The following is a 19,302-nucleotide window of genomic DNA, read 5'->3' on the forward strand; positions in this document are numbered from 1 at the left end:
TTGCTCTTAGCGGTTTTTAACTTGCTCGATATACCGCGCCACCGCCGCCGATTTTTCGAAGCGCCGATGAATCAACGACAACCACGAACTCGCCTTGCACCCCTTGATCGGCCGGTACACCACACCCGGCAACCCGACATGCCCGACCACCGATTCCGGCACGACCGCGACGCCCTGTCCCAGGGACACCAGGGCGATCACCGCCACCAGTCCACCTGGCTGCGCCCCCAGCTTCGGGGCAAAGCCACCCTCGGCGGCGACTTGCAAGGTGCCACTGATTTGCTCCGGCAGGATGAACGTCTCGTTTTGCAGATGCTCTGGGGCGATTTCCGGCAAACGACACAACCAAGACTCGGACGGCAGCGCCAGCACGAAGCCTTCCGCATCCAGGCGAATCGCTTCCAGGCCTTCGGGCAAGGTCATGGGTGAGCGCACATAGCCAATGTCGAATCGGCCTTCCGCCACCATCGCCGGCAATGACGCCATGGGGCTTTCCCGTACGCTCAGGCTGACATCCGGACACTCGCGGCTGAAGGCCTGCACCTGTCTTTGCAGCAAACCCGAGTACACCGCAGAGGCTACGTAAGCCAGTTCAATATGGCCAATGTCACCGCGCCCGGCCCGCTGGGCGTTTTGCTGGGCGTATTCGAATTGCCGCACCGTCGCCTCGGCTTCGATCACCAGCGCGGCGCCGGCCTCGGTCAGGCTGACCTCGCGGGTCTGGCGCACGAACAATCGCGTGCCGAGTTCGTTCTCCATGTCCTGGATCTGGCGGGTCAAGGTCGGCGGTGCGATACCGAGTTGCTCGGCGGCGCGGGTAAAGTTGCCTTGCCGGGCAACGGCCAGGAAATAGCGGAAATGCCGTATGTCCATCGGTGTATTAGCTCAAAGGTAATGAAAACCCGTTTTCTGGCTAACGAAGCCTGCATTGGGTCGCGATAAGCTTCCATGGCAGTCACAGTAGAGAGCCCACGCCATGTACGTCAAACCCCTTATCGCAATCAGTCGCCATCATCTTGCCCAAAAGGCAATCCCATCATGAGCCGGGTCAGCCCTCGCCAGACACTGCTGACAGCCTCCGGCGTTTGTTCGCTGATTGTCCTCGACACCAACATTGTCGCCGTCACCCTGCCCACGATAGCCAGGGACTTGGGCGCGAACTTTGCCGACATCGAATGGGTGGTCAGCGCCTACATGCTGGCCTTCGCAGCCCTGTTGCTGCCCGCCGGAAACCTCGCCGATCGCTTCGGCCGGAAGAAAACCCTGCTCTGGGGCCTGGTCATCTTCATCCTCGCCTCCATCGGTTGTGGCGCGGCGCCCAACGCGTTGTTCCTCGATATCGCCCGGGCGATCAAGGGTGTCGGCGCAGCGTTACTGCTGACCTCGGCTCTGGCCTCCATCGGCCATACTTTTCACGACGAAGTGGAACGGGCCAAGGCCTGGGCGTTCTGGGGCGCCTGCATGGGGGTGGCGATGACCGCCGCACCCACCGTCGGCGGGCTGATCACCGAGTACATCGGCTGGCGCTGGATCTTCTACCTCAATTTGCCGGTGGGCTTGTTCCTGATGGCGATGGTCTGGCGTGCAGTGCCGGAATCCCGCGACACCCAATCGGCGCGTCTGGACCCTTGGGGCAGCCTGGCCTTCAGCGCCAGCTTGCTGTGCCTGATCTGGGGCCTGATCGAGGCCAACCGCATCGGCTGGAGCAACCCGCTGACCTACGCCCGACTGATTGGCGGCGTCCTGTTGCTGGGGCTGTTCGTGGTGATTGAGCGGATGCAGCAGCGACCGATGGTCGACCTGCAATTGTTCAAGCATCCGCGCTTCATCGGCGCGCTGCTGGGCATGTTCGCCTACGCCGGCTGCGCCCAGGTGATGATGACCCTGCTGCCGTTCTACCTGCAGAACGGTTTGGGCTTCTCGGCCATTGCATCGGGCCTGGGGATGTTGCCGTTCGCCCTGACCATGTTGATTTGCCCGCGTATCGGTGTGCGACTGGCCTGTCGATTTACGCCGGCAACCATGATGGCCGTCGGCTTGACCCTGGTCGGCAGCGGTAATCTGCTCAGTGCCTGGGCTGTCGGCAGCGGCGACTACCTGCCCTTTGCCCTGGCTATTGCCGTAACAGGTGCCGGTGCCGGGCTGCTCAACGGAGACACGCAAAAGAACATCATGGCCTGCGTGCCTCGGGCGCGCACCGGCATGGCTTCGGGCATGAGCACCACCATGCGTTTCAGTGCGATTGTACTGGCCATCGGCGTATTCGGCGCGCTGCTGTCCAGCCATACCGAGCAGTTACTGCACGCCAGCCTGTCGATCCAAGGTGCCCAATGGCTCGACCAGACCCCGGGCATCGCCTCGCGGGTGGTGGCCGGCGACATGAGCGCCGCCATGGGCCTGGTACCGGACACCGCACGCTCACTGGTTGAACCGCTGGCCCGCCAGGCGTTCGTCGGCGGTTTCAGTCTGTTGCTGTGGGTCGCGGGATTGCTGGCCTTGCTCGGGGCGTTGGTGGTGGGCACGCTGATGCGCCATCCGATTCCGGCACCGAAGGCTTTTTCCCTGGGCCTGGATTAGCGCCCCTTCAGCGTCCGGAAAAGCGCAACCGCGACAACCTGCGCAAATCCCCCGAAAGGTAGTAATCATCGGTCCAGCTGTCATCCGCCACCAAGGGCCGGACCTGCTTGAGCGCCAGTTTTTTCGCGAAGTAGCGAAAGCGGTAATGCTCGTAGAATCGCAACAGCTCCAGGCCATAACGGTCTGCCAGGTCGGTGTCGCCGCGAATGATCAGGTAATTCTCGTCATTGCCGTTGCTGGCCGCCGCGCTGAGGTTGTGGCTGCCGCTGATGATCGTCGGCGAGTCGCTGGTGAAGTCGGTCACCACGGCTTTGGTGTGCACCAGCAGGTTGCCCTTCTGGCCTTTCATGGTCTCCCTGAGCCAGCCTTCCAGCCCGGTATTGAGCAACGCGGTAGCGGCAAACTCGGCAGTGCGGTCAGCGTGGAAACCGGTGATGCGGCTGGTGGTGTTTTGCAGGCCGTAACGCAAGATGTCGTCCTCGGGTTGGCCCAGCAAGGCATTGAGAATGTCGTCAGGCAACGCGAACGCGGTCACGAACAACACATCCTTTTTCGCGGCGTTGATGATCTCCACGAACGCTTGCAGGTCACCCCGACCCGAGCGTGGAGAGAACCCGCTGAACAAGGGTTGCAACGAGTCCATCGGGTTGTGTTGCGTCAGCCATTTGCGGGTGGCGCCGACCACTGCCGGGTTGGCCCAGACCTGCTCGAAGGTCTGCAGATAGCGGGTACTGACGTGCGCGTCGTCCAGCACGTGCACCACGTTAGCCTGGCGGTAAACGCCATTGGCGGTGAAGTTGGTACTGCCGCAAAGCACCGCTTCAGGCTGATGCTGCCCGGTGTCGTCGAGCCGGCTCAGCACCATGAATTTGTTGTGGAAAATCTTGTGGGTGACTCGCCCGCGCTTGCTCGCTTGCGGGATTTTTTCCAGGCTTTCTTCGTTTCTGGCGGTGCCTTTATCACCGGATTTTGCGTGATACAGCACCCGCACCTTCACCCCGCGTTTGAAGGCTGCGTCGATAGCGTCGACAATGACCCGCAATTCGTATTCATAGATGGCGATGTCCAGCGCCCACTGATCATCCACGGCACGCTCGATAAACCCCAGTAAGCGCCCGAGAAGACCGTTTTTCCAACCATTGTCGCGGGGCATCGGGCCAGGCTTCGATGGGCAGGTTCTTGTTGGCGCTGATCAGCGCGTCGAGGTCGGGAAACTTGCGCTGGAACGCCTGGCTGGCGGCCACTGCGCGGTTGAAAATCACGCTCTGGTTCTGCGGCTGGCCGTTGTCGGAGGTGACCGTCACCTCCAGGGATTCACCCAATTGCGGTGCATCGGCACTGCCGTAGGCCAGGTAGACTCGATAATGGAGGGTCATCCCCGGATTGACCGCGTAATCGGCCCAGCGAAATTTCTGCAACGGCGCGATATTGCTCGGAGTGGCGCGAAACTGGGGAAACGTATGGACCTTGCCGGGGAAGGTCAGGCTGTTGAACAGAAACAGCCAGGGCTTGTCGCCTTGCTGCTTTTCGATGGCGAAACCCAGCAGGCCTTTGCGCCGGGGTTCGGCCAGGTCCATGGCCAACAACACGCCGTTGGTGCCGGCGTAGGCTTTGACGCGGAAATCGTCCTGATGGTTGGCGGCTAGTACACGCACGGTTCACTCCTGTGATGGGTGTTTTGTTGAGCATAGGGCTGCGATTCGGGTCGATCGTGTTTATCCGGCACCGAGGTGATGCCTTCGCGAGCAGGCTCGTTCCCACAGGGGATTTGTCAACGACTCAGCTCAACTGTGGGAGCGGGCTTGCTCGCGAAGAGGTCGGAACCGGCAGCACAAGACTCAGTCTGGAACCAGCTCATCGATATGCCGATAATCCGCACCCAATCCGCTCGCCAACACCTTGGCCCGCCCCAGCCGAATCGGCCCTCGCTCAATGTCGATCAACAGCCCCGGACAATCAAGGGTCGGCAACATCGTGAAGTCTTTCAATCGGCCATCGGTCACCAGCAACAGGCGCTGTCGCTCCGCCGGAAAACGCTTCTGGCGAGCAGCCAACCAGCGTCCCGCCTCACCCAACGCGGCCAGCAATGGCGTGCCGCCGCCCGCTCCGAGGCCATCCAGCCACGTACGCAAACCGGCGGACGCCTTCAACCCCTGCACCTGCCATTTCGGCACATGGCCGCTGGCAGTCAGCAAGGCCAGGCGGGCGCGCTGGCGATAGGCGTCGTCGAACAATTGAGCCAGCAGGCCCTTGGCATCGCTCAACGCCTGATGACGCCGGGTCGAGGCCGAGGCATCGACGATCACCAGCCACAGTTCGTGGGGGGAACGGGTACGCAGGTGAAACAGTACATCGTCGCGCTGACGGGGGCGGCCATTGAGCAAGGTTCCAGGCCAATTGATCGAGCCGCTGCGTGCGGCGTGACGCCTGCCTTGCTTGCCGTGGTCCAACCGTCCGGCGCGGGGTCTGGCATTCGCCCCCGCGTCAGATCGAGGGCGAATGCCTAGGGCTTTTTTGGCCAGCTCGGCACTTCACGGCGGGCCCCGACCGGCAAGGCCTGGGCGGGCAATTCGCCCCATTGACCCTGGCCTTCCCCAGGGTTGGCTTGCTGGCCAGCCTGGGGTTGATTGTGTGGTGGCGCAGGCGGCGCCTGTTCCCGACGACGATGGCGCAGGGCGAACTCGGCAACCGCATCGATATCTTCCCCGGCGATGGCGCTCGCACCGCGCCAGGCAGCGTGGGCACGGGCTGCGCGCAACCACACCAGATCGGCGCGCAGGCCATCGACACCCGCGGCAAAACAGCGCTCGGTAATCTGTGCCAGCGCCTGATCGTCGAGGGGGATGCTTGCCAGGATGCTGCGCGCGTTCTGGCAACGCTCACGCAGGGATTGCTGCCGGCTTTCCCACTCGACGCAAAAGTGATGCGGATCGCTGTCGAAATCCAGTCGCCGGCGAATGATCTGACCCCGTTCGGCCGGCACTGTGTGGCCGCTGAGGGCGACGTTCAAACCAAAGCGGTCGAGCAATTGCGGACGCAGTTCGCCCTCCTCCGGGTTCATGGTGCCGATCAGCACGAACTTCGCCGAATGCCGATGGGAAATGCCATCGCGTTCGATCAGGTTGGTGCCGCTGGCGGCCACGTCGAGCAACAGGTCCACCAGGTGATCGGGCAGCAGGTTGACCTCATCGACGTACAGTACGCCGCCGTCCGCCTTGGCCAGCACGCCAGGGGAGAATTGCGCGCGACCCTCGCTCAACGCGGCGTCGAGGTCGAGGGTGCCGACCAGGCGTTCTTCGGTAGCCCCCAGGGGCAAGGTGACGAATTGACCGCTGGCGAGCAGGTCCGCCAGGCCTCGGGCCAGAGTTGATTTGGCCATGCCGCGCGGGCCTTCGATCAGCACTCCGCCGATTTTCGGGTCGATGGCGGTGAGGTAGAGGGCGAGTTTCAAGTCGTCGGCGCCGACCACGGCGGAGAGTGGGAAATGCGGGGTGTCGGTCATCTTTAATACTCAGTCATGGTCGGTGATCCATCAGCAGCACCTTAATCCCTGTGGGAGCAAGCTTGCTCCCACAGGGTTTTGCGGCGCATTAGCTGTCTTCTTCTATATCAAGCAACAAATTCTCCAGCGCCTCGCGGTACTCACCCGGCTCCTGCCACATGCCCCGCTGCTGCGCTTCCAGCAGGCGTTCGGTCATGTCGCGCAGTGCATGGGGATTGTGCTCGCGAACAAAGTCCCGGGTCGCCGGGTCCAGCAGATAAGCGTCCGCCAGCAATGCGTACTGGTGATCGTCAATCAACTGCGTCGTCGCGTCGAAAGCAAACAGATTGTCGACCGTGGCCGCCAGTTCGAACGCGCCTTTATAGCCATGGCGCTTCACGCCGTCGATCCACTTCGGGTTGGCGGCCCGGGAACGGATCACCCGGTTCAGCTCTTCCTTCAGGGTGCGGATCTTCGGCAGGTCCGGCTGGCTGTGATCGCCGTGGTAACTGGCCGCCGGTGCGCCGCTGAGGCTTTCCACGGCAGCGAGCATACCGCCCTGGAATTGGTAATAGTCGTTGGAATCGAGCAAGTCGTGCTCGCGGTTGTCCTGGTTTTGCAGCACCGCCTGCACCTGGCTCAAGCGCTGGGCGAACTGTTCACGGGCGGCGGTGCCTTCGTCGGAACCGCCGTAGGCGTAACCGCCCCAGTTCAGGTAAACCTCGGCCAGGTCCTGGCGGCTTTGCCACAGGCGACCGTCGATCGCGCCTTGCACGCCCGCGCCGTAGGCACCGGGCTTGGCACCAAAGATGCGCCAACCGGCCTGGCGTCGAGCCGTCTCTTCATCCAGACCCGACTGCAGCAGCGTTTCACGCTCGGTGCGGACCTTGGCCGCCAACGGGTTGAGGTCGTCCGGCTCGTCGAGGGCGGCGACCGCTTGCACGGCGGCGTCGAACAGGCGGATCAGGTTGGCAAAGGCATCCCGGAAGAAGCCGGACACGCGCAAGGTCACGTCCACCCGCGGACGGTCGAGCAGACTCAGCGGCAGGATCTCGAAATCGTCGACCCGCTGACTGCCGGTGGCCCAGACCGGCCGCACGCCCATCAGCGCCATGGCCTGGGCGATGTCATCGCCGCCGGTGCGCATGGTCGCGGTGCCCCAGACCGACAGGCCGAGCTGGCGCAAGTGATCACCATGGTCTTGCAGGTGCCGTTCAAGCATCAGGTTGGCCGACTGGAAACCGATGCGCCACGCGGTGGTGGTCGGCAGGTTGCGCACGTCCACCGAATAGAAGTTGCGCCCGGTCGGCAGCACGTCCAGGCGCCCGCGGCTGGGTGCACCGCTGGGGCCGGCCATGACGAAACGACCGCTCAAGGCATCGAGCAGGCCGCGCATTTCCGCCGGGCCGCAGGCATCCAGGCGCGGCGCGACGACTTCGCGCAGGCTGTCGATGATGGCGCTTACTTCAGACCAACCGGGACCCTGTGGAAGCTCGCTCCCACGGGGTTTTGGGTTGGCTTGAGGAGGATTCACTGTCTGCGAGATGAGTTGAGCGGCGAACAATTCCAGGCGTTCGCGTGTGTCACCGGCGGTGCGCCAGACTTCATCGGTGAGGGATTGCAGTTCAATCGGCCGCGGTCCGGTCCATGGTTCTGCCAGCGCACAATCCAGCGGATCGAACCCCAGATCGAAGGCCTTGGCCAATGCCCGCAACACACTCGATTGCGCCCCTCGCCCGTCGCCACGGGGAATTCGCAGCAGGGCCAGCAAGGTATCGATACGCAAACGCCCGGTCGGCGATTCGCCGAAAATGTGCAAGCCATCGCGGATCTGCGACTCTTTCAAGTCGCACAGGTAGGTGTCCAGACGCGGCAGCCAGATCGCCGCATCGGCATCGCTGTCGAGTTTTTCATCCAGTTGCAGTTCGCGGTCGATGTGGCTGTCGCGCACCAGTTGCAGAATGTCCCGCTGCAATTCCCGGGCGCGCCGGGGATCGAGCAATTGCGCTTCGTAATATTCGTCGGCCAGCAACTCGAGGTTGCGCAGCGGCCCGTAGGTTTCGGCGCGGGTCAGCGGCGGCATCAGGTGATCGATGATCACCGCCTGGGTACGGCGCTTGGCCTGGGCGCCTTCGCCCGGGTCGTTGACGATGAACGGGTAGATGTTCGGCAGCGGCCCGAGCAGCGCATCCGGCCAGCACTGTTCCGACAGGCCGACGCCCTTGCCCGGCAGCCATTCAAGGTTGCCGTGCTTGCCGACATGTATCACGCCGTGGGCGCCATAGGTGTTGCGCAGCCAGAAATAGAACGCGAGATAGCCATGCGGCGGCACCAGGTCCGGGTCATGGTAGACCGCGCTCGGATCGACCTGATAGCCCCGGGCCGGTTGAATGCCGACGAAGGTCAGGCCGAAGCGCAAACCGGCAATCATCATCCGCCCGCCGCGGAACATCGGATCGCTTTCGGGGCCGCCCCAGCGTTCCAGCACGGCCTGACGGTTGGCTTCGGGGAGCGCGTCGAACATCAGACGGTAGTCGTTCAGTGCCAGGCTTTGATGGCACGGTCGCTGGTCGAGGGTGTCGAGGTCGTTGCTGACGCCGCCGAGCAACTGCTGGATCAACGCGGTGCCGCTGTCTGGCAGTTCGGCCGGTAGCGGATAACCTTCTTTATGCAGCGCACGCAGGATGTTCAGCGCGGCGGCAGGTGTGTCGAGGCCGACCCCATTGCCGATGCGACCGTCGCGGGTCGGGTAGTTGGCCAGGATCAGCGCGATGCGTTTCTCGCCATTGGGTACCCGTGCCAGATCAATCCAGCGCCGCGCCAGTTCGGCGACGAAATCCATGCGTTCCGGTTGCGGTCGATAACACACCACGTCCGACTGACTGCGCTCGCTGCGCCAGGCCAGGTCCTTGAAACTGATCGGCCGGCTGATGATCCGTCCGTCCAGCTCCGGCAGCGCGATGTGCATCGCCAGGTCACGCGGACCGAGGCCCTGCTCGCTGGCGCGCCAGCCGGGTTCGTTGTCTTGGGCGCAAATGGCCTGAATCACTGGAATGTTGCGGCGAAACGGCCGCAACTGCGGCGCTTCGGGGCTGGACTGGGCGAAACCGGTGGTGTTGAGAATCACCCCGGCAGCCACCTCATCCAGCAGGTCCTCGACCACGGCCAGGCAGCCGGGCTCTTTCAGACTGGCGACCGCAATCGGCAACGGGTTAAGCCCCGCCGCCTGCAGGCGCTGGCAGAACACATCGATGAACGCGGTGTTCGCCGCCTGCAGATGCGAGCGGTAAAACAGCACGGCCGCTACCGGTTGATCGGCCTGCCAGTCGGCTTGCCAATCCTGCAGCGCGGCGGGGCTTTGGCGTGGATGGTAGATCGCGGTGCGCGCAAGGGTCTGCGGCTCGGCCCAGGCGTAGTCGCGATCCAGCCAACGAGTGGCGAGACAGCGAAACAGATCGAGGGCATTGGCCATGCCACCCTGCCGCAGGTAATGCCAGAGTCGGTCGCGGTCTTGCGCAACCACAGTGCTCAGGTCGCTGAGTTCCGGGTCCGGACGGTCATCGCCCGGCACCAGGATCAGCTGCACACCGCGCCCCGACAACTCCACCAGCCGCTCGACGCCGTAACGCCAATAGGCGATGCCACCGTGCAGGGACAGCAGAATGACCTTGGCGTGACGCAGGACCTGGTCGACATACAGGTCGACCGAGGCATGATTCTGCACCTGCATCGGGTTGGCCAGGCGCACGCTCGGGTAATCGTCCGGCAACTGCTGCGCCGCTTCGGCGAGCAGCGCCAGGCTGGAGTCGCCGCTGCACAGGATCACCAGCTCGGCGGGGGTCTGTCCAAGGTCGGCGATATTGTCATCCGACACGAAACCGCCGGGCTGGGTCCTGAGCAGGTGCATGGCTTAGACGCTGAGTGCGGCGCGCAATTGCGCTTCGAGCAGCGTCGCGTCCAGTTCCTGGCCGATCAACACCAGGCGCGTGGTGCGCACTTCATCGGCGCCCCACCGACGGTCGAAATGCTTGTCGAAGCGCGTGCCCACGCCCTGGATCAGCAGGCGCATCGGCTTGCCCGGGATCGCGGCGAACCCTTTGACTCGCAGGATGCCGTGCTGGACCACCAGTTGGGTCAAGGCATCCAGCAGCAGGCTTTCGTCGGCTTGCGGCAGTTCGATGGAGATCGAATCGAAGGCGTCGTGGTCGTGATCGTCCTCGCCTTCATGGTGATGATCATGATGGCTGTGACGACTGTCGATGTGCGCTTCGGAACCGACACCGAGGCCGATCAGTACGTCCAGCGGCAGGCGGCCGCTGCTGGCTTCGATGACTTTCACCGCGGGCGGCAGTTCTTCGGCGACTTCCAGGCGCACACGGGCCAGGTCTTCAGGGCTGATCAGGTCGGCCTTGTTGAGGATCACCAGGTCGGCGCTGGCCAGTTGGTCGGCGAACAGTTCGTGCAGCGGCGATTCGTGGTCCAGGTTCGGGTCGAGTTTGCGCTGGGCGTCGACCTGGTCCGGGAATGCGGCGAAGGTGCCGGCGGCGACGGCCGGGCTGTCGACCACGGTGATCACCGCGTCAACGGTGCAGGCGCTGCGGATTTCCGGCCACTGGAAGGCTTGCACCAGGGGTTTTGGCAGGGCCAGGCCCGAGGTTTCGATGAGGATGTGGTCGAGGTCGCCGCGACGGGCCACCAGTTCACGCATCACCGGGAAGAATTCTTCCTGGACGGTGCAGCACAGGCAGCCGTTGGCCAGCTCGTAGACGCGGCCGTTGGCTTCTTCCTCGGTGCAGCCGATGGCGCACTGCTTGAGGATTTCGCCATCGATGCCCAGCTCGCCGAACTCGTTGACGATCACCGCGATGCGACGGCCCTGGGCGTTGTCGAGCATGTGCCGCAGCAAGGTGGTCTTGCCCGAACCGAGGAAGCCGGTAACGATGGTGACGGGAAGTTTGGCCAGTGTTTTCATCGGATGCCCTTTGGCAAGGTGGCGGGCATACGGGACGACAATCGCTGCGACGGATGCGCGCGCGGAAGAGTTCGCCACCGGATCACCCCGCCCGGTTGTAGTGAGAATCTGTGTCGAGGCAGGTCTCCTGGCTGACGGTGTGCCAGTCGTTGGACTGGCGTTTGCTGCGCCTTCCCGCGAACCCGTTGCACAGGGTTTGCAGTGGCGTGGCAGCGAACATCACCGTTCACAGTTGCGGGGGCAGCCGCGGCATCGACCGCGTTCCCTTCTTAGCTTCGGCAAATGCCGAAGAACCTCGAATGCGCAAGGCTACGCATGGTGTGGGGGCGGGTCAATGTCTTGTGGTCAGCCGTCAGGACGCCTTCGCGGGCAAGTCGGATCGCCGCACCGCTCTCTCCTACAAGAGCGCCGCCGACCTGCAGGCGCGAGGCTCGCCCGCGAATGGAGCGCCTCGGTATCAAGTGAGAACCCTTGCCAATTGACGCCCAACCCCCGCCCATGCTCTCCTACACGCCTTGTTACGGGTGCCCTTCACAGGGTGAAACGGGAAACCGGTGAATCATGTGCTTTACTCAAGGCCATGTCAGTCCGGTGCTGCCCCCGCAACGGTAAGCGAGCGAAGCGTCAGATCCACTGTGCCAGCGTTCGGCATGGGAAGGTGATGCTTGCAGGTCACGGCGAAAGCCAAAGCCCCTCGTGAGCCCGGAGACCGGCCCGCAACACAAAGTGACCATTATGCTCACTGAATAACAAACCCGCGGTGGGCGGGCGCTGTTTGAACCTCTGCGTGCGCGACTCGCAGGGGTCTTCCATGCGCTCTATTCACCCACTGACAGACCAGAGGGAAGCGCCATGTCGATCATCAGCAGCACCGGCAGCAACACAGACAAGAGCACCGCCAGCAGCACCACGACCCTGACTCAACGCCTGACCGCCGCCGCCTGCGCGTCGATCCTCGGCGTGTGCCTGGTCTATTTTGCCGGTTTCTCGCACATCGAAGCGGTGCACAATGCCGCGCACGATACCCGTCACAGCGCCGCCTTCCCGTGCCATTGAGACCTGCCGACATGATCAAGCGTATCGCGCAAACCGCAGGTTTCACCGGGCTGCTGGCCGCCCTGTTGCTGACCCTGCTGCAAAGTTTCTGGGTGTCGCCGCTGATTCTGCAGGCCGAGACCTACGAAAAATCCGAGCCGGCGGCTGTTGAAGTGCATGAGCACGCCGCAGGTGCTGTCGCCGCTCACAGCCATGACGCCGAGGCCTGGGAGCCGGAAGACGGCTGGCAGCGCGTGCTGTCGACCACCGGTGGCAACCTGGTGGTCGCGGTCGGTTTCGCGTTGATGCTCGCCGGCCTCTACACCTTGCGCGCCCCGACCAACACCTCTCAAGGCCTGCTCTGGGGCCTGGCCGGCTATGCGACCTTCGTGCTCGCGCCGACCCTCGGCCTGCCGCCTGAACTGCCGGGAACTGTCGCGGCCGATCTGGCGCAGCGGCAGGTCTGGTGGATCGGCACTGCCGCCTCCACCGCAGCCGGCATCGCCCTGATCGTGTTCAGCCGTCACTGGCTGATGAAGGTCCTCGGCGTCGCCATCCTCGCCGTGCCCCACGTGATAGGCGCGCCACAACCGGAAGTGCACTCGATGCTCGCTCCGGAAGCGCTCGAGTCGCAGTTCAAAATCGCTTCGCAGCTGACCAACGTCGCGTTCTGGCTGGCCCTGGGCCTGATCAGCGCCTGGTTGTTCCGCCGCAAAAGCGCTGGCCAATACCACGCATGACGGATAACAGCACCTTGCCGACCCTGGTGGTCGGCCTGGGCTGCCAGCGCGGCTGCCCCGTCGGCACGTTGCGGGCATTGCTCGACCAGGCGCTGCAGGCTCATCGCATCGAGCTACACCAGGTCAAGGCACTAGCCAGCATCGACCTGAAGCGCGAAGAACCGGGCCTGATCGAACTGGCCGCACAGCTCGCGCTGCCGCTGATGTATTTCAGCAGCGAACAATTGGCCGGCTATCAACCGCAACTCAGCCACCGCTCGGACATCGCGTTCGAACGCACCGGCTGTTACGGCGTCGCGGAAAGTGCCGCCTTGGCCCTGGCCGAACACCTGGCCCAGGCGCCGGCGAAACTGCTGATTTCACGACAGAAATATGCCCAGGCCACCCTCGCGCTGGCTGGCGCTGCTTAAAATCCCCGATAATCCCCGCCTTCGATCATGAGCAATCTTCATCTGAAGCCTTGCCCAGGCCCTTTTTTCACAGGAACCGACAATGACTGTCTATTTCATTGGCGCAGGCCCCGGCGACCCGGAACTGATCACCGTCAAAGGCCAACGGCTGATCCGCAGCTGCCCGGTGATCATCTATGCCGGCTCCCTGGTGCCCGCCGCCGTACTCGAAGGTCATCAGGCCGAACGCCTGGTGAACAGCGCCGAACTGCACCTGGAACAGATCATCGAACTGTTCAAGTGCGCCCATGCCAAGGGCCAGGATGTGGCGCGGGTGCATTCCGGCGATCCGAGCCTGTATGGCGCCATTGGCGAACAGATCCGCTACCTGCGTGAACTCGACATTGCCTTTGAAATCATTCCCGGCGTGACCGCGACAGCGGCCTGTGCGGCCCTGCTGGGTGCGGAGTTGACCTTGCCGGATGTGTCACAGAGCGTGATTCTGACCCGCTACGCCGACAAGACGACGATGCCGGCCGGCGAAGAGTTGGGCAGCCTGGCGCAGCATGGAGCCACCATGGCGATCCATCTGGGAGTCAATCATCTGCAGAAGATCCTGGTCGAATTGTTGCCGCATTACGGTGCGGACTGTCCGATCGCGGTGATTCACCGGGCGACCTGGCCGGATCAGGATTGGGTGGTGGGGACGCTTGAGGATATTGCCGGGAAGGTTGAGGCGAAGGGGTTTCGGAGGACGGCGTTGATTCTGGTGGGCCGGGTGTTGGGCAGCGATCACTTCAGTGAGTCGTCGCTGTATCGCGCCGGGCATGCGCATTTGTATCGGCCATAGAGCCCCTTCGCTGCGGTTCGGCGTTCCGACAAGCCAGCGCCTACAGAGGTACGCATTCCCCTGTAGGAGCTGGCTTGCCAGCGAAGAGGCCATTGAACTTCACCCATAAAAAAACGGCGCTCACGGGGCGCCGTTTTTCATGTCGCAGCGAACACCTTAGTAATAGGCGTTTTCTTTCTGCGTGTGGTCGGTCACGTCCCGAACACCCTTCAACTCAGGAACACGCTCAAGCAAGGTGCGCTCGATGCCTTCGCGCAGGGTGACGTCCGCCTGGCCGCAGCCCTGGCAGCCGCCGCCGAACTTGAGCACGGCGATGCCGTCATCGACCACATCGATCAGGCTGACCTGACCGCCGTGGCTCGCGAGCCCCGGGTTGATCTCGGTCTGCAGGTAATAGTTGATACGCTCGTTGATCGGGCTGTCGGCGTTGACCATCGGTACTTTGGCGTTTGGCGCCTTGATGGTCAGCTGGCCGCCCATGCGGTCGGTGGCGTAGTCGACTACCGCGTCGTCCAGGAACGCTTCGCTGAACGAATCGATGTAGGCGGTGAAGCTTTTCAGCCCCAGCGCCGTGTCTTCAGGTTTTTCTTCGCCCGGCTTGCAGTAGGCAATGCAGGTTTCGGCGTACTGGGTGCCAGGCTGGGTGATAAAGACGCGGATGCCGATACCCGGCGTGTTCTGCTTGGAGAGCAGATCGGCCAGATAGTCGTGGGCGGCGTCGGTAATGGTAATAGCGGTCATGGAAACTCCTCGCAGGCTTGGGCGCAGTTTACGCCAATCAACGCGCCGGACAAAGTCCTAGTATTTATGTCGGAAAAGTACGGATGCGACAACGGTCTTCCGGACACCCGGCCCCCCTGTAGGAGCTGGCTTGCCAGCGAAGGATGCCCGGGCGCCGCGTGCAGCCAGACCGAACGCGTTATCGTTGACCTCCTTCGCTGGCAAGCCAGCTCCTACAGGGCGGGGTAACGGCGACAACATGAGCCAGATTCATGCAAAACCGCAACATACTCCAAAACCGCACAGGTTTGCTATCATCCCGCCCCTTCGTCATGGTCTTTCCGAGTAGTCCCAATGTCCGATCGCAGTGTTCGCCTTCAAGCTCTCAAGCACGCCCTCAAAGAGCGCATCCTGATACTCGATGGCGGTATGGGCACAATGATCCAGAGCTACAAGCTCGAGGAGCAGGATTACCGCGGCAAACGCTTCGCCGACTGGCCGAGCGACGTCAAGGGCAACAACGACCTGTTGATCCTGACCCGCCCGGACGTGATCGGCTCGATCGAAAAAGCCTACCTGGACGCCGGCGCCGACATTCTGGAAACCAACACCTTCAACGCCACCCAGGTGTCCCAGGCCGACTACGGCATGCAGGACCTGGCGTACGAGTTAAACGTAGAAGGCGCCCGCCTGGCACGCAAGGTGGCGGACGCCAAGACCCTGGAAACGCCGGACAAGCCGCGCTTCGTCGCCGGCGTGCTCGGCCCGACCAGCCGGACCTGCTCGCTGTCGCCGGACGTGAACAACCCCGGCTATCGCAACGTGACCTTCGATGAACTGGTGGAAAACTACACCGAGGCCACCAAGGGCCTGATCGAAGGCGGCGCCGACCTGATCCTGATCGAAACCATCTTCGATACCCTGAACGCCAAGGCCGCGATCTTTGCCGTGCAAGGGGTTTACGAAGAACTGGGCGTCGAATTGCCGATCATGATTTCCGGCACCATCACCGATGCGTCGGGCCGCACCTTGTCGGGCCAGACCACCGAGGCGTTCTGGAACTCCGTGGCCCACGCCAAGCCGATCTCGGTCGGGCTGAACTGCGCCCTCGGTGCCAGCGAATTGCGCCCGTACCTGGAAGAGCTGTCGAACAAGGCCGGCACCTACGTCTCCGCGCACCCGAACGCCGGCCTGCCGAACGAATTCGGCGAGTACGACGAACTGCCATCGGAAACCGCCAAGGTCATCGAAGAATTCGCCCAAAGCGGCTTCCTCAACATTGTTGGCGGCTGCTGCGGCACCACCCCGGGTCACATCGAAGCCATCGCCAAGGCCGTGGCCGGTTACGCACCGCGCGCGATCCCGGAGATTCCCAAGGCCTGCCGCCTGTCGGGCCTGGAACCCTTCACCATCGATCGCAGCTCGCTGTTCGTCAACGTCGGCGAACGCACGAACATCACCGGTTCCGCCAAGTTCGCCCGGCTGATTCGTGACGACAACTACACCGAAGCCCTGGAAGTCGCCCTGCAGCAGGTCGAAGCCGGCGCCCAGGTGATCGACATCAACATGGACGAAGGCATGCTCGATTCGAAGAAGGCCATGGTGACCTTCCTCAATCTGATTGCCGGCGAGCCGGACATCTCCCGTGTACCGATCATGATCGACTCCTCCAAGTGGGAAGTGATCGAAGCCGGCCTGAAATGCATCCAGGGCAAGGGCATCGTCAACTCGATCAGCATGAAGGAAGGCGTCGAGCAGTTCATTCAGCACGCCAAACTGTGCAAGCGCTACGGTGCCGCCGTGGTCGTGATGGCCTTCGACGAAGCCGGCCAGGCCGACACCGAAGCGCGCAAGAAAGAAATCTGCAAACGCTCCTACGACATCCTGGTCAATGACGTCGGCTTCCCGCCGGAAGACATTATCTTTGACCCGAACATCTTCGCCGTGGCCACCGGCATCGAAGAACACAACAACTACGCCGTGGACTTCATCAACGCCTGCGCCTACATCCGCGACGAACTGCCGTATGCCCTGACCTCGGGCGGCGTGTCCAACGTGTCGTTCTCGTTCCGCGGCAACAACCCGGTGCGCGAGGCGATTCACTCGGTGTTCCTGCTGTATGCGATCCGCAACGGCCTGACCATGGGTATCGTCAACGCCGGCCAGCTGGAGATCTACGACCAGATCCCGGCCGAACTGCGCGACGCCGTCGAAGACGTGATCCTCAACCGCACCCCGGAGGGCACCGACGCCCTCCTCGCCATCGCCGACAAGTACAAGGGCGACGGCAGCGTCAAGGAAGCCGAGACCGAAGAGTGGCGCAACTGGGACGTCAACAAGCGCCTGGAACACGCACTGGTCAAGGGCATCACCACCCATATCGTCGAAGACACCGAAGAGTCGCGCCAGTCGTTCGCCCGGCCGATCGAAGTCATCGAAGGCCCGCTGATGTCCGGCATGAACATCGTCGGCGACCTGTTCGGCGCCGGTAAGATGTTCCTGCCGCAGGTGGTGAAATCCGCCCGTGTGATGAAGCAGGCCGTGGCCCACCTGATTCCGTTCATCGAACTGGAAAAAGGCGACAAGCCGGAAGCCAAGGGCAAGATCCTGATGGCCACGGTCAAGGGCGACGTGCACGACATCGGCAAGAACATAGTCGGTGTGGTGCTGGGTTGTAACGGCTACGACATCGTCGACCTCGGCGTGATGGTGCCGGCCGAGAAAATCCTGCAAGTGGCCAAGGAGCAGAAGTGCGACATCATCGGCCTGTCCGGCCTGATCACGCCTTCGCTGGATGAAATGGTTCACGTGGCCCGCGAGATGCAGCGCCAGGACTTCCACCTGCCGTTGATGATCGGCGGCGCGACCACCTCCAAGGCGCACACGGCGGTGAAGATCGAACCGAAGTACAGCAACGACGCGGTGATCTACGTCACCGACGCCTCGCGCGCCGTGGGCGTGGCGACCCAGTTGCTGTCCAAGGAACTGAAACCGGCGTTCGTCGAAAAGACCCGCCTGGAATACATCGAAGTCCGCGAGCGCACCGCCAACCGCAGCGCCCGTACCGAACGCCTGAGCTACCCCGCCGCGGTCGCCAAGAAGCCGCAGTTCGACTGGAGCAGCTACACCCCGGTCAAACCAACCTTCACCGGCGCCAAAGTGCTGGACAACATCGACCTCAAGGTGTTGGCCGAATACATCGACTGGACGCCGTTCTTCATCTCCTGGGACCTGGCCGGCAAGTTCCCGCGCATCCTCACCGATGAAGTGGTCGGTGAAGCCGCCACTTCGCTCTACGCCGATGCCCAGGAAATGCTCGCCAAGCTGATCGACGAAAAACTCATCAGCGCCCGTGCGGTGTTCGGCTTCTGGCCGGCCAACCAGGTGCGCGACGATGACATCGAGCTCTACGGCGACGACGGCAAGCCACTGGCCAAGCTGCATCACTTGCGCCAGCAGATCATCAAGACCGACGGCAAGCCGAACTTCTCCCTGGCCGACTTCGTGGCCCCGAAGGACAGCGAAGTCACCGACTACGTGGGGGGGTTCATTACCACCGCCGGGATCGGCGCCGAAGAAGTGGCCAAGGCCTACCAGGATGCCGGCGACGATTACAACTCGATCATGGTCAAGGCCCTGGCCGACCGCCTGGCCGAGGCCTGCGCCGAATGGCTGCACCAGCAGGTCCGTAAGGATTACTGGGGTTACGCCAAGGACGAAACGCTCGACAACGAGGCGTTGATCAAGGAGCAATACACCGGCATCCGCCCTGCTCCGGGCTACCCGGCCTGCCCGGATCACACCGAGAAAGGCACCTTGTTCGCACTGCTCGACCCGCAAGCCAGCGAAATGCAGGCGGGCCGCAGCGGGGTGTTCCTGACCGAGCACTACGCGATGTTCCCGGCGGCGGCGGTCAGCGGCTGGTACTTCGCGCACCCGCAGGCGCAGTACTTCGCCGTGGGCAAGATCGACAAGGACCAGGTGCAGAGCTACACGTCGCGCAAAGGCCAGGAGCTGAGCGTGACCGAGCGCTGGCTGGCGCCGAACCTGGGTTACGACAACTGAGATCAAAAGATCGTCCGAACGCGGCCCGAGCCTGCGGCAGCTCCTGCACGGTGTACACATACCCCCTGTAGGAGCTCGCTTGCCAGCGAAGGCGTCTTCACAGTCGATAACGATGCCGCCTGACACACCGCCTTCGCCAGCAAGCCGGCTCCTACACAATGGTGTCTGACTCCTGAGCCCATGCATTTTTCGGGATTGTCTATGCTTAGCTCTCACACACAAGTGACGAGGGGTTTATGGACGATCCAGTCGACAACAACAAACCGCCCACCTTCTGGCAGATGCTGCACAGCGTCATGGCCGCGGCGTTCGGGGTGCAGAGCGGGAAGAACCGGGCCCGGGACTTCACTCACGGCAAGCCCAGCCATTTCGTGATCCTGGGGATTGTGTTCACGGCAGTGTTCGCCCTGACCCTGTTCGGCATTGTCAAACTGGTGCTGCACCTGGCCGGGATCTGATGCCTGACGCCAGGC

13 protein-coding genes, 1 pseudogene and 2 riboswitches are annotated in these 19,302 nt (G+C 62.9%); of the genes and pseudogenes, 7 read left to right on the forward strand and 7 right to left on the reverse strand.

Going from position 1 to position 19,302, the window contains the following annotated elements; all coding sequences use genetic code 11:
• Positions 1–6: 6 nt before the first annotated feature.
• Complete coding sequence (locus tag ELQ88_RS20015) at positions 7–873, reverse strand: LysR substrate-binding domain-containing protein (protein ID WP_138967234.1); 867 nt, start codon at positions 871–873, stop codon at positions 7–9.
• 165 nt (positions 874–1,038) lie between these two features.
• On the opposite strand from ELQ88_RS20015, the gene ELQ88_RS20020 reads away from it, so the two are divergent.
• A complete protein-coding gene (locus ELQ88_RS20020) occupies positions 1,039–2,577 on the forward strand; it encodes an MFS transporter (RefSeq protein ID WP_138967236.1) in 1,539 nt (512 codons plus the stop codon).
• Between the two features lie 7 nt (positions 2,578–2,584).
• Here the strand turns inward: ELQ88_RS20020 and ELQ88_RS20025 are convergent.
• From ELQ88_RS20025 to cobW, 5 genes and pseudogenes are all read right to left on the reverse strand, one after another.
• Positions 2,585–4,232, reverse strand: a pseudogene (locus ELQ88_RS20025) (phospholipase D-like domain-containing protein).
• Between the two features lie 183 nt (positions 4,233–4,415).
• Complete coding sequence (locus tag ELQ88_RS20030) at positions 4,416–4,961, reverse strand: VWA domain-containing protein (protein WP_346342821.1); 546 nt, start codon at positions 4,959–4,961, stop codon at positions 4,416–4,418.
• A 119-nt stretch (positions 4,962–5,080) separates the two neighbouring features.
• Positions 5,081–6,079, reverse strand: a complete 999-nt coding sequence (locus ELQ88_RS20035; protein WP_138967240.1) for an AAA family ATPase — start codon at positions 6,077–6,079, stop codon at positions 5,081–5,083.
• Positions 6,080–6,167: 88 nt separating this feature from the next.
• Entirely contained in the window at positions 6,168–9,965 is a 3,798-nt protein-coding gene (cobN, locus tag ELQ88_RS20040; protein ID WP_138967242.1) for a cobaltochelatase subunit CobN, read from the reverse strand.
• Positions 9,966–9,968: 3 nt separating this feature from the next.
• Entirely contained in the window at positions 9,969–11,030 is a 1,062-nt protein-coding gene (gene cobW / locus ELQ88_RS20045) for a cobalamin biosynthesis protein CobW (protein WP_138967244.1), read from the reverse strand.
• 99 nt (positions 11,031–11,129) lie between these two features.
• Positions 11,130–11,343, reverse strand: a riboswitch (cobalamin riboswitch).
• A 192-nt stretch (positions 11,344–11,535) separates the two neighbouring features.
• A riboswitch (cobalamin riboswitch) is annotated at positions 11,536–11,763 on the forward strand.
• Positions 11,764–11,882: 119 nt separating this feature from the next.
• On the opposite strand from cobW, the gene ELQ88_RS20050 reads away from it, so the two are divergent.
• The 4 genes from ELQ88_RS20050 to cobM all read left to right on the forward strand — a co-directional run bounded on the left by ELQ88_RS20050 (position 11,883) and on the right by cobM (position 14,044).
• Positions 11,883–12,086 carry a CbtB-domain containing protein gene (locus tag ELQ88_RS20050; protein ID WP_138967245.1) on the forward strand — a complete coding sequence of 68 codons (204 nt, stop codon included), beginning with the start codon at positions 11,883–11,885 and terminating at the stop codon, positions 12,084–12,086.
• Between the two features lie 11 nt (positions 12,087–12,097).
• Positions 12,098–12,805 carry a CbtA family protein gene (locus ELQ88_RS20055; protein WP_138967247.1) on the forward strand — a complete coding sequence of 236 codons (708 nt, stop codon included), beginning with the start codon at positions 12,098–12,100 and terminating at the stop codon, positions 12,803–12,805.
• Positions 12,802–13,215, forward strand: a complete 414-nt coding sequence (locus ELQ88_RS20060) for a cobalamin biosynthesis protein (protein WP_128872722.1) — start codon at positions 12,802–12,804, stop codon at positions 13,213–13,215. The genes ELQ88_RS20055 and ELQ88_RS20060 overlap by 4 nt, the downstream gene beginning before the upstream one ends.
• A gap of 82 nt (positions 13,216–13,297) precedes the next feature.
• Positions 13,298–14,044 (forward strand): precorrin-4 C(11)-methyltransferase, encoded by a 747-nt coding sequence (cobM, locus tag ELQ88_RS20065; protein WP_128872723.1) that lies wholly within the window; start codon positions 13,298–13,300, stop codon positions 14,042–14,044.
• A 156-nt stretch (positions 14,045–14,200) separates the two neighbouring features.
• On the opposite strand, the gene nfuA is transcribed toward cobM, so the two are convergent.
• Positions 14,201–14,785 carry a Fe-S biogenesis protein NfuA gene (gene nfuA, locus ELQ88_RS20070; RefSeq protein ID WP_045057579.1) on the reverse strand — a complete coding sequence of 195 codons (585 nt, stop codon included), beginning with the start codon at positions 14,783–14,785 and terminating at the stop codon, positions 14,201–14,203.
• A 333-nt stretch (positions 14,786–15,118) separates the two neighbouring features.
• Between nfuA and metH the strand changes: the two genes are divergently transcribed.
• Together metH and ELQ88_RS20085 are read left to right on the forward strand one after the other, a co-directional pair.
• Complete coding sequence (metH, locus tag ELQ88_RS20080; protein WP_138967251.1) at positions 15,119–18,829, forward strand: methionine synthase; 3,711 nt, start codon at positions 15,119–15,121, stop codon at positions 18,827–18,829.
• Between the two features lie 236 nt (positions 18,830–19,065).
• Complete coding sequence (locus ELQ88_RS20085) at positions 19,066–19,287, forward strand: DUF2970 domain-containing protein (protein WP_138967253.1); 222 nt, start codon at positions 19,066–19,068, stop codon at positions 19,285–19,287.
• Positions 19,288–19,302 lie beyond the last annotated feature (15 nt).

The organism is Pseudomonas sp. MPC6 (genome assembly GCF_006094435.1).
GTDB lineage: Bacteria > Pseudomonadota > Gammaproteobacteria > Pseudomonadales > Pseudomonadaceae > Aquipseudomonas.